At 32.6% G+C, this 14,887-nt stretch carries 10 protein-coding genes; 4 read left to right on the forward strand and 6 right to left on the reverse strand.

Annotated features, from left to right (window positions below):
• Nucleotides 1-43: 43 nt before the first annotated feature.
• From CLCY_RS06715 to CLCY_RS06725, 3 genes are all read right to left on the reverse strand, one after another.
• Entirely contained in the window at nt 44-2,035 is a 1,992-nt protein-coding gene (locus CLCY_RS06715; protein WP_048570345.1) for a methyl-accepting chemotaxis protein, read from the reverse strand.
• Between the two features lie 276 nt (nt 2,036-2,311).
• On the reverse strand, nt 2,312-4,162 hold the full coding sequence (locus tag CLCY_RS06720) for an ABC transporter ATP-binding protein (protein WP_048570346.1): 1,851 nt from the start codon (nt 4,160-4,162) through the stop codon (nt 2,312-2,314).
• The gene (locus CLCY_RS06725; protein ID WP_048570347.1) at nt 4,155-6,404 is read right to left on the reverse strand and encodes an ABC transporter ATP-binding protein; all 2,250 of its coding nucleotides are present in this window, start codon (nt 6,402-6,404) and stop codon (nt 4,155-4,157) included. Before CLCY_RS06725 ends, CLCY_RS06720 begins: the two co-directional genes overlap by 8 nt.
• Before the next feature lie 170 nt (nt 6,405-6,574).
• On the opposite strand from CLCY_RS06725, the gene CLCY_RS06730 reads away from it, so the two are divergent.
• The 4 genes from CLCY_RS06730 (at nt 6,575) to CLCY_RS06745 (ending at nt 10,504) form a co-directional block, all read left to right on the forward strand.
• A complete protein-coding gene (locus CLCY_RS06730; protein ID WP_048570348.1) occupies nt 6,575-7,015 on the forward strand; it encodes a MarR family winged helix-turn-helix transcriptional regulator in 441 nt (146 codons plus the stop codon).
• A gap of 165 nt (nt 7,016-7,180) precedes the next feature.
• Nucleotides 7,181-7,831 carry a hypothetical protein gene (locus tag CLCY_RS06735; RefSeq protein WP_048570349.1) on the forward strand — a complete coding sequence of 217 codons (651 nt, stop codon included), beginning with the start codon at nt 7,181-7,183 and terminating at the stop codon, nt 7,829-7,831.
• Nucleotides 7,832-8,023: 192 nt separating this feature from the next.
• Nucleotides 8,024-9,499 carry a sodium/proline symporter PutP gene (gene putP, locus CLCY_RS06740; RefSeq protein ID WP_048570350.1) on the forward strand — a complete coding sequence of 492 codons (1,476 nt, stop codon included), beginning with the start codon at nt 8,024-8,026 and terminating at the stop codon, nt 9,497-9,499.
• Between the two features lie 177 nt (nt 9,500-9,676).
• The gene (locus CLCY_RS06745; protein WP_048570351.1) at nt 9,677-10,504 is read left to right on the forward strand and encodes an MBL fold metallo-hydrolase; all 828 of its coding nucleotides are present in this window, start codon (nt 9,677-9,679) and stop codon (nt 10,502-10,504) included.
• A 97-nt stretch (nt 10,505-10,601) separates the two neighbouring features.
• Here CLCY_RS06745 and CLCY_RS06750 read toward each other — a convergent pair whose 3' ends face one another.
• The 3 genes from CLCY_RS06750 to CLCY_RS06760 all read right to left on the reverse strand — a co-directional run bounded on the left by CLCY_RS06750 (nt 10,602) and on the right by CLCY_RS06760 (nt 14,827).
• Nucleotides 10,602-12,314, reverse strand: a complete 1,713-nt coding sequence (locus CLCY_RS06750) for a methyl-accepting chemotaxis protein (RefSeq protein ID WP_048570352.1) — start codon at nt 12,312-12,314, stop codon at nt 10,602-10,604.
• Nucleotides 12,315-12,652: 338 nt separating this feature from the next.
• On the reverse strand, nt 12,653-14,365 hold the full coding sequence (locus tag CLCY_RS06755) for a methyl-accepting chemotaxis protein (protein WP_048570353.1): 1,713 nt from the start codon (nt 14,363-14,365) through the stop codon (nt 12,653-12,655).
• Nucleotides 14,366-14,671: 306 nt separating this feature from the next.
• Nucleotides 14,672-14,827 (reverse strand): zinc-ribbon domain-containing protein, encoded by a 156-nt coding sequence (locus CLCY_RS06760; protein ID WP_048570354.1) that lies wholly within the window; start codon nt 14,825-14,827, stop codon nt 14,672-14,674.
• Nucleotides 14,828-14,887 lie beyond the last annotated feature (60 nt).

A 14,887-nucleotide genomic window follows, 5' to 3' on the forward strand; every position in this document is an offset into this window, starting at 1 on the left:
AGAGAGACCTTTAAATTAATTAGTCTCTCTTTCTATTTTTTTATTATATTTTAAATTTCTCAATTATATCATAAACTTCAGTTGCGAGTCTTTCTAGATTTTGTGATGATGAGTTCAGTTCGCTTATTCTTTGAAGCTGAGTATCTGTTGATGCATTTACCTCTTCTGTAGCTGCTGCTGCTTCTTGAGATACCGCTGATATGCTTTGTAGCTTATCTATAAACTTATCCTTAATTTTCTCCATGTTTGTAATATTATCATTTACTTCAACTATAAATCCCTTTAATAGGTCTATTTCCTTATTTATATCCTCAAACTGTTTATAGGTTTTTTCTACGTTTTCAGAGGTCTTCTCTACAATATCCCTTGAGTTATTAACCTCTACTACTACCATATTTATATCCTCTATGTTTGAGTTTATTATGCTCTCAATTTCCTCAGCAGATGATGATGTCTCATTAGCGAGCTTTCCTATTTCATCAGCAACAACTGCAAAGCCTCTTCCTGCTTCTCCTGCTCTAGCAGCTTCAATACTTGCGTTTAGTGCAAGTAGATTGGTTTGCTGGGATATTGATTTTATAGTTTCTATGATATCATTTACCTTATTAGCATTTCCCTCTAATATGTTAGACTTATTAACTACATTAGATATCGATGTGTAATTATTCTTTTGAATTTCTTTAAGCTCCTGTGCAACTACCATTCCTTCACTTACAGTATTTTGAACCCTTTGAGAATTATTTATAACTTCCCTTGAGCACTCTAGTGTTTTACTTATTTCATCCCCAATGTCTACGGATAAGTTTACTCCTTCTTCTAGGGAAGCTGATTGTTCTAATGTCCCCTGTGCAAGTTGAGTCATAGCCTCTGCTACATCTTTGCTTCCATCATAGAACTCATCAACTACTACATTTAAACTCTCTGATTCTTTTCTCATAGATCTAGATGCATTACCTGCACTACTTAAAACCCTAACCATATCATCCATCATAAGATTTGCACATTCTGCAATCTCAATAAATTCCTTAGTAGTAACATTATTAACTTCTATCCTACTTGTGAAGTTACCATCTTTACACTCATTTAAAATATCTACTATTTTTCTAGCAACTCTAGATAACTTACCTGATACTACTATCATAACTCCAGTTGCAAATATAATGCATATTGCAGAGAATATTAATGGTACTACTATATTTCTTAATGTTAGTGAAAATACTTCACTTTTATTTACAAATCCGTATGCAGTATACCCATTCTTGTCATCAACAACCTTTTTAACTATATATTTGCTACCATCTATCTCTATCTTATCTCCATCTTTTATAGCTTTAAGCTCATTTCCAAATGCTTGCTTACTAATATCCTTGCCTACATAGTTCTTATTGCTACTTGCAATTATATTTTCATTATTATAAGTAACGAATATAAACCCTTTATCACCTATCTTTGATTTCGATACAAGTTCTGATAACTGAGCTAATTGAATATCAATAGCTACCACACCTACTAATTGATTACTAGAATTTTTTACGCTTTTAGATATAGTTATTATATCTGTAGATGTAAATGAATCTAGATAGGGAGGTGTAACTACAGCTTCATCTCCACCCTTTACACTAGTATACCAATCCCTTTTTCTTGGGTCATAACTCTTATCTAATGACTTACTTGGATAAAGCAATGTCTCTCCATTTTCTCCACCCATATAAACAGATAATATATTCTTCCCTGTATCCTTTAGGCTCTTAAATACCTCTACAGTATTCCCCCTAAAATCACCTTCTTCAAATGACTTTTTTATATATGGATTCTTAGACAATACCTCTATATGTTCTTTATTAGTTGAGATTAACCCTTCTATCTGCTCATCCACATCTTTAATGGTGCTATATGCAGAATTCAAGAATATCTCCTGTGATTTTTGATACTCAGAATCCGTTAATCTTAATCCAAGTATAACTATAGGTAATATACTCGTCACAATTAAAATAAGCATAAGTTCACTTCTTAATTTTAATTTAAATTTATTCATTTTATAAAGTTACCCCCTTAACCGAAACCTCACCCATTTATTGTCATCACAATAAATATATTCCTTTTATTTCTATATAATGTCAATCCCTTCCTTGTTAAGTTCTCTTTAAAAATAATAAAAACCCCTTAACCTTAGTAGACACCGTATGTTTGAGGCTTTACGCCGAGTTTTCGGTGTCCCTTAGGCTAAGGGGGTTTTTGTTATTTAGAATATCTTTCGAAATCTTACCTTGAAGCTAGTAAAAGGTAAAACCCTGGTGATCTGTATTCTACCCTATGATGCTTCCACATCATCAAACTGACTATTATAAAGTGAAGCATAGAATCCATCATTTGCAAGAAGTTCAGTATGACTTCCTTGCTCTATAATGTCTCCTTCTTTCATAACTAGTATAAGGTCAGCGTCACGAATAGTTGATAGTCTATGTGCTATTATAAAGCTTGTTCTTCCTTCCATAAGTCTTGCCATAGCTTTTTGTATAAGCACCTCTGTACGAGTATCAACAGAACTTGTTGCCTCATCTAGTATAAGAATCTTAGGATCAGCTAGTATCGCTCTAGCTATTGTTAGAAGCTGCTTTTGTCCTTGAGATACATTACTTGCTTCTTCATTTAACTCCATATTGTATCCATCTGGTAGGGTTCTAATGAAACCATGTGCATGTGCAGCCTTTGCCGCTTCAATAACTTCTTCCTCTGTTGCATCAAGTCTACCATACTTTATGTTATCCATAATTGATCCATTAAAAAGCCATGTATCTTGAAGAACCATACCAAACATACTTCTTAAATCATCACGATTGAAGTCATTTATGTTATGTCCATCTATTTTAATCTCACCACTATTTACATCATAGAAACGCATAAGTAGCTTCATGATTGTTGTTTTACCTGCACCTGTAGGTCCAACTATTGCAACCTTTTGACCAGGTTTAACATTTGCAGTAAAGTTATTTATAATTGTTTTGTCTTCATTGTATCCAAAGTTTACATTTTCAAATGAAACACTTCCTAAAAGCCATTCAGGAGATACAGGATTATCACTTAACTGTACTTCTTCCTCTTCTTCTAGGAATTCAAATACTCTTTCAGCTGATGCTGCAGTTGATTGCATTAGATTTGCAACCTGTGCCACTTGAGATAGTGGTTGTGTAAAGTTTCTTACGTACTGTATAAATGATTGAATATCTCCAACCTGAATACTTCCCTTAATAGTTAGGTATCCACCTAGTATAGAAACTACTACATAACCAAGGTTCCCTATAAGGTTCATCATAGGCATCATAATCCCTGAAAGGAACTGTGACTTCCAAGCTGAATCATAAAGGGTATCATTTACATCATTAAATGTTTTGCAAACATCATCTTCCTTATTAAAAACCTTTACGATGTTTTGCCCTGAATAAACCTCTTCAACTTGACCATTTATATGACCTAGGTATTCCTGTTGAGTCTTAAAGTGCTTTTGTGAATTCTTAATTATAAATGATATAAACATCATAGATATTGGTAGTACTATAAGTGCAGCTAAGGTCATAACCCAGCTTATTGAGAACATCATTATTAGTACACCTATCATTGTTGTTATAGCAGTTATAACTTGAGTCATACTTTGATTTAAACTTTGTCCTAGTGTATCAATGTCATTAGTAACCCTTGAAAGTACTTCTCCATGACTCTTTTTATCGAAGTACTTAAGTGGCATACGATTTATCTTTTCAGATAGTTCTTTTCTTAGATTGTATGAAACCTTTTGAGTTACATTTGCCATTATAAACCCTTGAACAAATGCAAATAGGGTACTTACAATATATAATCCAAGAAGTATTAACATAATATTACCTATATAGGTAAAGTCTATTCCAGTTCCTGTTCCCTGTACCTTCCCTACTAATCCTTCAAAAATCTTAGTAGTAGCTTTTCCAAGTATCTTTGGTCCAACTATTGAAAATGCAGCACTTCCAATAGCAAGTATTATTACTGAAATAATAGCTACCCTAAATGGTTTAAGATATATAAGGAGGTTTTTCATTGTACCTTTAAAGTCTTTTGCCTTTGGACCTGGGGCCCCAATAGGTCCTGGCCCTGGGCCTCCAAAGCCTCTTCTTTTACTATCTTTACTCATGGGATAATTCCTCCTTTGAAAGTTGTGATAGTGCTATTTGTTGATAAACCTCACAGTTTTCAAGAAGTTCATTGTGTGTACCATGACCTACAATCTTTCCTTCATCTAGAACGATTATTTGGTCTGCATTTAATATGGTACTTATTCTTTGTGCAACTATTAAAACAGTGCTATTTGCTGTCCCTTCCTTAAGTGCTTTTCTAAGCGCTGCATCTGTTTTAAAGTCAAGTGCTGAAAAGCTATCATCAAATATATATATATCAGGATTCTTAGCTATAGCTCTAGCAATTGAAAGTCTTTGCTTTTGTCCGCCTGAAACGTTACTACCACCTTGAGATATATCAGTAGAGAATCCTTCAGGTTTTGAGCTTATAAATTCTGTAGCTTGGGCTATTTCAGCTGCTTTTTTAACATCCTCTATAGATGCTTCGGAATTTCCGTACTTTATGTTGCTTTCAATGTTTCCTGAGAATAAAACTCCCTTTTGTGGAACATAGCCTATTTTTCTTCTTAAATCATGTTGATTTACTTCTCTAACGTCAACACCATCAATCATAACCTTTCCATTTGTTACATCGAAGAAACGTGGTATTAGATTAATAAGTGTAGACTTTCCACAACCAGTACTTCCTATAAATGCTGTTGTCTCCCCTGGCTTTGCAGTGAAACTAATGTCCTCTAATACATATCCTTCAGCATCTGGATATTTAAATGAAACATTTTTAAATTCAACAAATCCCTTCATGTCCTTGTTAAATTCTTTAGCTACATTTGGATCTTTAATTGAAAGATCTGTAGTTAAAACCTCATCAACACGGGCAGCTGCAACTGTTGCACGTGGAAGCATAATTGATATCATTGTTAGTAATAAGAATGCCATTATTATTTGCATAGTGTATTGAATGAAAGCCATCATGTCACCAACTTGCATTGTCCCATCATTTATTTTATGGGCACCGTTCCATACAATTAGAATGGCAACTGCATTCATAATGAACATCATCATAGGCATCATAATAACCATAACTCTATTTACAAATAGGTTAGTTTTAGTAAGGTCTGTATTCGCCTTATCAAATCTCTTTTCTTCATGCTTTTGAGTTCCAAATGCACGAATTACAAGCATACCTGTTAGTATTTCACGTGTTACAAGGTTCACCTTATCAACTAGTTTTTGCAGCGCTTTAAATCTTGGCATTGCAACCCCAAATAACACTACAACAAGCGAAAGGATTGCCATTACTGCAACAGCTATAATCCATGCCATTGATGTTTGTGTGTTTAAAACCTTTATAATACCACCTATAGCAAGAATAGGTGCATAGAATACTATTCTAAGAATCATAACCATTAGCATTTGTATCTGCTGAATGTCATTTGTGCTACGAGTTATAAGTGATGCTGTAGAGAACTTATCAAGTTCAGCATTTGAGAATCCTACTACCTTAGCAAACACCTTTCCTCTAAGGTCACGACCTAGACTCGCTGCAACTCTTGCACCAATATATCCAACGATAACAGTTGCTACCATACTTAAAAGTGATACAGCAAGCATAAGTGCCCCAGAAGTTAAGATATACTTAGTTTGCATACTATCAGTATCTATTCCTATAGCCTTATACTCTGATCTTACATATGAAACTGCTCCTTGAGTTATAATACTATCAGGCATTTTACTAATCTTTTCATCCATTTTACCCTTTATACCATTAAATTGTTTTTCTGGCATACTTTTAAGGATAGTCATAGTATCAGTATTCTCAGGTAATTTCGCACCCTTAGGAAGGCTTTTTATAATCCCTGCCTTAATCTTTTGTCCTTCTTTACCTTCAATTCCCGATGCCATAAGCATTGGTTTACCCATTACATTGCTTATTTTAGCAACTAAATCCTTGTCCTTAGTGTTTAACTTGTATAGTGCTTCATTTTCTAGCTTAGGATAATCTTTTAGATACTTTTCATATTCCTCACTAGAAAGCTCCTTTTTATCAAGCAATATATAATTATCATTAATTAGTTTTTTATCCTCTTCATTCATAAATAACTTAAGGTTATCAAACTTTGACTTTCTGATAATCTTAGTTGCTGCATTTTCAACTCCACCTTGTTGAATTCCGATATTTACTATCTTGGACGTATAATCCGGTAGAGATAAATCGCAGGCCGCCTGTAAAACTAAAAGGCCAACTATCAATATTACTGGAAAAATTGAGTTCTTCAAATACTTTATTAGCTTAAACATCACCTAGTCCCCCCTTTGACTTATTCATTAATAACTAATTCTTCAAATTAATTATGATTTTATATTAATTATATTTTCATAACTATTATAAGTCAATAACCTTTTTATTGTATTAAAAAATATTTTAGTTTATAATAAAGTTGAATTTTGATTGTAAAGGAGTAATGAATATGGATGGTATAGATCTAAATAAAATATCAGATGAACTATTCGACTTAATAATACAGTTTCATAAAAAAACATTTCATCAGGAAGACATAATTAAATGTTCACCTATTCCGCCATCTCATTTTAAGGTGATATTTTTCCTTGCTCATCATGGTTCTTCTTCAGTTTCAAGAATAGGACAAAATCTTAATATATCAAAACCTAATATGACTCCAATTATAGATAGCTTGGTGCAAAATGATTATGTAAGAAGGTTTGAAGACCCTAAGGATAGAAGAAAAATAAGAATTGAACTTACGAATAAAGCCTATGAGCTTCTACATGAAAAGAAAAAAAGAATGACAAGCAAATTATGTGATCAAATATCAGCTTTATCAGATGAGGATATACGTATTTTAGACGAATCAATTAAAAATCTTAGTAATATTATCCCTAAATTATGATATTGAAATTATAAACTACTTATATATAAAAAACTCATTAACCCTAATATAACAAACAGGCTATTACTCTTTTGTAATAGTCTGTTTTACTCTATTTTTGAATAGACATTTAATACCTTGAGCAAAATAATCTTAAATTATTTACATGTTACAAGGAGAATACAAATGAAAAAGATTACATCCTCTTTATTAGCACTTCTTTTCATTGCTGTTGTTATGGTTGTACCTAATGATAGTACAAAGACTACAAGCACGACCCCTATAGAGTCACACATAACCAAATCTCAATGCAAACTTAGAACCCTTCAAAGGAAGTTATGGAGTGATCACGTAATATGGACTAGAGACTTTATAGTAAGCGACTTAGCATCACTTGAGGATACAAGTACTGTGCTTCAAAGACTTCTACGTAACCAAGATGATATCGGAAATTCCATTAAGCCCTACTATGGAGAAGAAGCAGGAAATACATTATCTAAGCTTTTAAGAGAGCATATTGAAATTGCAGGTCAGGTTGTTAATGCAGCAAAAACTAATAATAAACTTGACCTTGATAAGTACAATAAGCTATGGTACCAAAATGCAGATAAAATAGCTGACTTTTTAAGTAGTGCTAACCCAAATCTTTCAAATAAAGAGCTAAAGGATATGCTTCATAAACATCTAGAGTTTGTCACTAATGAAGCTGTATCTAGATTAAATAAGGACTGGAATTCAGATATTGAAACATTTGATAAAGGTTATGATCATATGCTTATGTTCGCAGATACTATTTCAAAGGGAATAATTAAACAGTTCCCTGATAAATTTAAATAATTACTTTTTATATAAAAGTGCTATAACATATTAGTTGTAGCACTTTTATTTAGTAGATAAATGTACACAAAAATACATTTGTGCAACTTATAGTAATATGGTAAAATATCAATTGTTATTTTTAAAAATTTTGCAATTTTATTAGTTAAATTGTATAAATAATAATTATTTATTTGAAAGGAGATTTTTCATATGGAATACAGTGCTTTTGCCGCTATTGGGTTATATTTAGTCGCACTACTTGCAATTGGATATTACTCATACAAGAAAACATCTAATATCTCTGACTATATGCTAGGTGGAAGAGGACTTGGTCCTGCTGTTACAGCACTATCCGCTGGTGCAAGTGATATGAGTGGATGGATGCTTATGGGACTTCCTGGAGCAGTTTATGCTACTGGAATCTCAAGTCTTTGGCTTGCAATAGGTCTTACAATAGGAGCTTACTTTAACTACATACTATTAGCTCCTAGATTTAGAGTATATACAGAGGTTGCAAATGATTCTCTAACAATTCCTGATTTTCTTGAAAACAGATTTAAAGATAAATCAAATATGCTTAGACTTATCTCTGGTATCGTAATACTTGTTTTCTTCGTATTATATGTTTCTTCAGGAATAGTTGCTGGAGGAACACTTTTCGAAAGTACATTTAAACTAAGCTATACAACAGGGGTTGTTATTACTCTATCAGTTGTTGTACTTTATACGTTTTTCGGAGGGTTTATAGCAGTAAGTCTTACAGACTTTTTCCAAGGATGTCTAATGTTTATCGTTCTTATAATGGTACCTGTTGTAGCTTATATGAACATTGACTTAACACCAGGAAGCTTTGTTAGTCAAGTTACCGCAATTGACCCACATCTATTTGATATACTTAGAGGAACAAGCTTTGCTACTATTATAGGATTTTTAGCTTGGGGTCTTGGATATTTTGGACAACCTCATATTATTGTTCGTTTTATGGCAATAAAATCATCTAAGGAATTAAAATCAGCAAGAAGAATCGGAATAAGCTGGATGGCACTTGGTCTTTTAGGTGCAGTAGCAAGTGGTCTTATAGGGCTTGTTTATTTCACTCAAAAGGGAACACCACTTTCTAATCCTGAAACAGTTTTCTTAAAACTTGGAGATATACTATTCCATCCATTTATCGTAGGAATTATACTATCAGCTGTACTTGCAGCAATAATGAGTACTATATCTTCACAGCTACTTGTTTGTTCAAGTTCAGTAACTAAGGACTTTTATTTAGCTTTCAGTAAGAAGGAAGTATCAGACAAGAAGCAAATGCTTGTAGGAAGATTCTCTGTTCTTGCAGTTGCACTTATAGCTACAATCTTTGCTTATCTTCCAAATAAGTCTATACTTGATATAGTTGGACAAGCATGGGCTGGATTTGGTTCATCATTTGGACCTGTTCTTCTTTTAAGTCTATACTGGAAGAAGATGACTAAATGGGGAGCACTAGCTGGAATGGTTACAGGTGGAGCTACAGTTATACTTTGGATAGTTACAGGACTTTCAAAGGGACTATATGAAATGATTCCAGGATTCATACTTTCACTACTAGCTGTTTTGATTGTAAGTCTTCTAACATACACACCTGATGAATCAATCGATAAAGAGTTTAAAGACATGGAAGACATACTTAAAAACGAAAAATAATAACTATAGGTCGCTTACAAATTGTAGGCGACCTTTTTAATTGAGCTAACCTCTAGCTACACTAGAAGATTTTAAAACAAGAGTTATCTTTAAATTATAAGATAAGATTATTTGCACATACTATTTAATGCAATTTAGTGCTTTTAAAATCATTTATTAGCTAGGAGGTTTTTAAAAATGGGTAATAAAATAGTTGAAGGATTGTCTGCTATAACAACATCCCTTCAAGAACCAACCTCAGATATATTAGTTATGAATTTTACCATTGTAACTGCTTGCTTAGTTGGAATTCCTGATAGTAATGAATGGGTTCTTGTAGATACAGGTCTTGAAAATTCAGAAGAATTTATATTAGAGTGCGTAGAAAAACGCTTTGGTAAAGATAGTAAGCCTAAATCTATAATACTTACACATGGACATTTTGATCATGTTGGTTCAGTTATTAAACTCTCAGAATTATGGGATGTTCCAGTATATATTCATGAACTAGAGATTCCCTATGTAACAGGAAAGAAAGACTACCCTCTAGCTGACCCTACTGTAGATGAGGGACTTGTAGCTAAGATGTCTCCAAGTTTTCCTCATACAAGTATTGATTTAGGCTCCCGTGCTGAAGTTCTCCCAAGAGATGGTAGTGTACCTGGAATGCCTGGATGGAAGTGGATACATACACCTGGTCATACTGAGGGACATATTTCCCTATATCGTGAGAAGGATGCTACGCTTATACTTGGCGATGCTTTCTCTACTACTAAACAAGAATCTCTATTCTCTGTAATAACGCAGCGTGAGAAGATAAGTGGCCCACCAAAATACTTAACTACAAACTGGAGGGCAGCAGAAACTTCAGTAAAAGATCTTAAGGACTTAAACCCTTCACTAGTTATCCCAAGCCATGGAAAGTATATGGAGGGTGAAGAACTTACAAAGCATTTAGAACTACTTGTTAGAAATTTTGATGAGATCGCCATACCAGGTGAAGGTAGGTTTGTTAATCAAGATTAATAAACCATGATTACACATCTTATCTTAACTTATTTTTATCATAAAACTTAAGACCTGCGGACATAATCAGCAGGTCTTTTGAATCATAAATATTAAATTATACCTTAAACTTTGAAATCATCTCATTAAGTGATTGTGCCATTTCAGCCTGACTTTGAGCAGTATTTGCAATTTGCTCCATTGCCATACTTGATTCATTAACTCCCTCTTGTATACTTTCAAGATTGTTAGATGACCCTTGAGTCATTTCAGCCATGTGCTGAATAGCATCACTTACTTGATTTATAGTTGCAGTAATTTCTTCAGACATTGAAGCTAAGTCCTCAGACATATTACTTACAAAGTCCGCATCCTTTTGGTAGTGCTCACCTACTCCTATAAATCCCTCAAATTGCTTTGCAACATTATTGCTCATAAAACCTAGTAATTCATTACTATTATTAGATAAGCTTTTAAATGCCTCTTGAACATCTTCTATAGTTGACTTAACGTTTATTACCTCTGATGCTGATTGTTCAGCAAGTTTTCTAACCTCATCTGCAACAACTGCAAATCCGCGTCCTGATTCCCCTGCTCTAGCAGCTTCAATTGCCGCATTTAGAGCTAAAAGATTTGTCTGTTCGGAAATCGATGCTATAGTATCAGCCATTGTTTTTATCTGGTCAACTACCTTTCCCTTTTCTATGTCATTTAAAATTGCCTTTTCTACTTCTACATATACCTTGGCTGTATTATCATATGCCTCTTTACTTTCTCTTTGGATATTAGTTGCTCTTTCCTTAATATCTACTGCATTACTACTGCCCTCCGTAGCTTTACTTGAAAGTACATTAACACTAGCATCTACTTCCTCTGCTGAAGCTGCTATTTCCTGTGCTGCACTACTTGTTTCATGTACCACTGAATTTATCTCTCTTGTTGATTCATTTATAGATTCTAGCTTAGATGCCATTTCTTCAACAGTTGCTGACAACTCTTGGCTTGAAGCCCCCATGTTCTCAGCACTAGACATTATATTTCTTATTAATGAAGCAACGTTTTCCTGAGACTTATTAAGTGCAGTAGCCGTTTCTCCAAATTCATCCTTTGTATGAATATCTAGCGAAGTAGAAAAATCATAATTTGATAGTCTATCTGCCAATGCCTTTGTTTTATTTAAAGGTCTTGTTATGGATATTATTAACAAGTAAGCTAGTAGACATGATAATGCTACTGCAAAAATTATAATAGATACTATGACCTTAGTTGATGCACTATACATAGCGTTATTATTACTCATAGTATCCTTTATACACTTATTATTAAAATTCACTAACTCACGAAGATTAGAATCTATATCTTCTTTTATCTTTGTTACCTCTGGAAGTTTTGCCAAGGCTTCTGCTTTCTTTCCTTGAACTACTAATTCTTTAATTTTATCCATATTACTTTGATATTCACTAAAGTGCTTTTGGAACTCATCAAAAAGCACTCTGTCCTGTTCTGTTGTAATAGTTGGCTTATATTTCTCAACAGTACTATTAATTTCCCCTATTAAACCACCTACAAAATCCGTTACCTCTTTTAAATGAGCAGCATTATCTACATAAATCATTAGCTTTACATTTGCATATATACGTGAAACATCTTTATCAATAATGCTAATATTAGAAAGCCCTGAAATATTCACACTGTAAAGATCCTCTAGCGACTTATTAAGCTTACTGCTGTTCATTATACCTACAACCCCTACAACTATAAGTAATGTAATAATCACTAAAAAGTTACTAGCTAGTTTAATCGACACCTTTAAATTCCTAAAAAAATCCATAATTTTCCCCCTATATGTTTAATCATAATTTTTTAGTTATATCAAAAATATTTTGTATATAAATTATACTTCGTCTGAATATTAAGCTTTTTTATACCTTTCCAATAATTGCTATAGTGTATTTTGTAGAAAATTGATGAACTTCATACACAAACTGAATATTTATTGATATATAAATAAAATCTTTAGGGCATACTTCCATATAGGTGGACAAATCTTTTTACACATGTATTAATTATCCTCTAGCTATTTATATATTAATAATTTTTATTATGAAATCTAAAGAATACAAAAGGATTACTAGATAACCTAGTAATCCTTTTTAACTATTTATAGAATTAAACCTTAAACTTTGAAATCATCTCATTTAGTGATTGAGCCATTTCAGCTTGACTTTGAGCAGTATTTGCAATTTGCTCCATTGCCATTGTTGATTCATTAACTCCTTCTTGTATACTTTCAAGATTGTCAGATGACCCTTGAGTCATTTCAGCCATGTGCTGAATCGCATCACTTACTTGGTTTATAGTTGCAGTAATTTCTTCAGACATTGAAGCTAAGTCCTCAGACATATTACTTACAAAGTCTGCATCCTTTTGGTAGTGCTCACCTACTCCTATAAATCCTTCAAATTGCTTTGAAACATTATTGCTCATAAAGCCTAGTAATTCATTACTATTATTAGATAAGCTTTTAAATGCCTCTTGAACATCTTCTATAGTTGACTTAACGTTTATTACCTCTGAGGCTGACTGTTCAGCAAGCTTTCTAACCTCATCTGCAACAACTGCAAATCCACGCCCTGATTCCCCTGCTCTAGCAGCTTCAATTGCCGCATTAAGTGCTAAAAGGTTTGTTTGCTCTGAAATTGAAGCTATAGTATCCGCCATTGTCTTTATTTGGTCTACTACTTTCCCTTTTTCTATATCTCTAAGAATAGCATTTTCTACTTCTACATACATCTTATTAGTATTATCATATGCCTCTTTACTTTCTCTTTGGATATTAGTTGCTCTTTCCTTAATATCTACTGCATTACTACTTCCATCTGTAGCCTTAGTTGAAAGTACATTAACACTAGCATCTACTTCCTCTGTTGATGCCGCTATTTGCTGTGCTGCACTACTTGTTTCTTGAACTACTGAATTTATCTCTCTTGTTGATTCATTTATAGATTCTAACTTAGATGCCATTTCCTCAACAGTTGCTGATAATTCTTCACTTGCAGCACCCATATTTTCAGCACTATTCATTATATTTTTTATTAACTCGGCTACATTTTCCTGAGATTTATTAAGTGCATTAGCTGTTTCTCCAAACTCATCCTTAGTATAAATATCTAATGGAGTTGAGAAATCATACTCTGATAACCTTTCTGCTAATTGCTTTGTTTTATTTAAAGGTTTTGTTATTGATGCTATTATTAGATATCCTAATAAACATGCAAATGCAACTGCAAAAATTATAATAGATACTACTACCTTAGTTGAGGCACTGTATATAATATTACTTTCATCTATAGTATCCTTAATCCACTTATTATTAAGGTCAACTAATTCCTGAAGTTTAGCTGCCATTTCTTCCTTTGCCTTTGTAAATTCAGAGAATTTTGCCCATGCTTCTACTTTCTTACCTTGAATTAATAAATCCTTAATCTCTAATCTAATACTTCTATACTTTTCAAGGTTATCCTTAAACTCATTGAATTTTTGTCTATCTTCTTCCTTTGTAATAGCTGCTTCGTATTTATTAACTCCAGTATCCGTATTAACCTTTAGTTTATCTATGAAACTAGCTGTTTCTTCTAGTTTAGTTGGGTTTTCTGCATAAAGCATAAGCTTTACATTTGCATAAACCATTGATGTATTTTTATCGATCATATCAATACTAGTAAGCCCTATAACATTATCATTATATAATGTTTCTATTGACCTATTAAGCTTATTAGTATTTAAAATCCCCATTGTCCCTACAATTACTAATAATAAAATAATAATTACAAAATTACTCACTAACTTAACTGATACTTTTAGATTCTTAAAAAAATTCATATATCTCCCCCCTCATATTAAATAGCTATAATAATTTATATACTAAAAATTTCACTCACTAAATAATATGTCGTCTATATATCAAATTCTTTTATATATAATAACCAGACATTATAACACAAACTACTAAGATATAATATATATGTTAAATACTATTCACTTTTTATTAATTTTTTCTATTTTATGTAAATACTTTATTAATAAATATAATAACTTATTTAATTTATTAACAATTCATTTATAATTAATTCTACGCATTAAAAAAGAGCTATAAGAATAATTCTTATAGCTCTAAAAATTCAATTTTTAGTATCTGTTTCTTTGTTGCTTTCTTGCTCTTCTGCAATCTGGGCATCTTACTGGTTCGTTTTCGAATCCTTTTTCTTTGTAGAATTCTTGTTCACCTTCAGTAAATACGAAATCGTTTCCGCAGTCTTTACATACTAGATTCTTATCTGCCATTTATAAAACCTCCACTTAAAGACTCATTTCGAAAAAACAATCCTTTAACGAGGAAGTTCA

Origin of the sequence: Clostridium cylindrosporum DSM 605 (genome assembly GCF_001047375.1) — a bacterium.
Classification (GTDB): domain Bacteria; phylum Bacillota; class Clostridia; order Clostridiales; family Caloramatoraceae; genus Clostridium_AB; species Clostridium_AB cylindrosporum.

Bases quoted from the DNA above. Each gene is read 5' to 3' on its own strand.
- CLCY_RS06715 (WP_048570345.1), bottom strand. From the start codon at position 2,035: ATGAATAAATTTAAATTAAAATTAAGAAGTGAACTTATGCTTATTTTA.
- CLCY_RS06720 (WP_048570346.1), bottom strand. From the start codon at position 4,162: ATGAGTAAAGATAGTAAAAGAAGAGGCTTTGGAGGCCCAGGGCCAGGA.
- CLCY_RS06725 (WP_048570347.1), bottom strand. From the start codon at position 6,404: ATGTTTAAGCTAATAAAGTATTTGAAGAACTCAATTTTTCCAGTAATA.
- CLCY_RS06730 (WP_048570348.1), top strand. From the start codon at position 6,575: ATGGATGGTATAGATCTAAATAAAATATCAGATGAACTATTCGACTTA.
- CLCY_RS06735 (WP_048570349.1), top strand. From the start codon at position 7,181: ATGAAAAAGATTACATCCTCTTTATTAGCACTTCTTTTCATTGCTGTT.
- putP (WP_048570350.1), top strand. From the start codon at position 8,024: ATGGAATACAGTGCTTTTGCCGCTATTGGGTTATATTTAGTCGCACTA.
- CLCY_RS06745 (WP_048570351.1), top strand. From the start codon at position 9,677: ATGGGTAATAAAATAGTTGAAGGATTGTCTGCTATAACAACATCCCTT.
- CLCY_RS06750 (WP_048570352.1), bottom strand. From the start codon at position 12,314: ATGGATTTTTTTAGGAATTTAAAGGTGTCGATTAAACTAGCTAGTAAC.
- CLCY_RS06755 (WP_048570353.1), bottom strand. From the start codon at position 14,365: ATGAATTTTTTTAAGAATCTAAAAGTATCAGTTAAGTTAGTGAGTAAT.
- CLCY_RS06760 (WP_048570354.1), bottom strand. From the start codon at position 14,827: ATGGCAGATAAGAATCTAGTATGTAAAGACTGCGGAAACGATTTCGTA.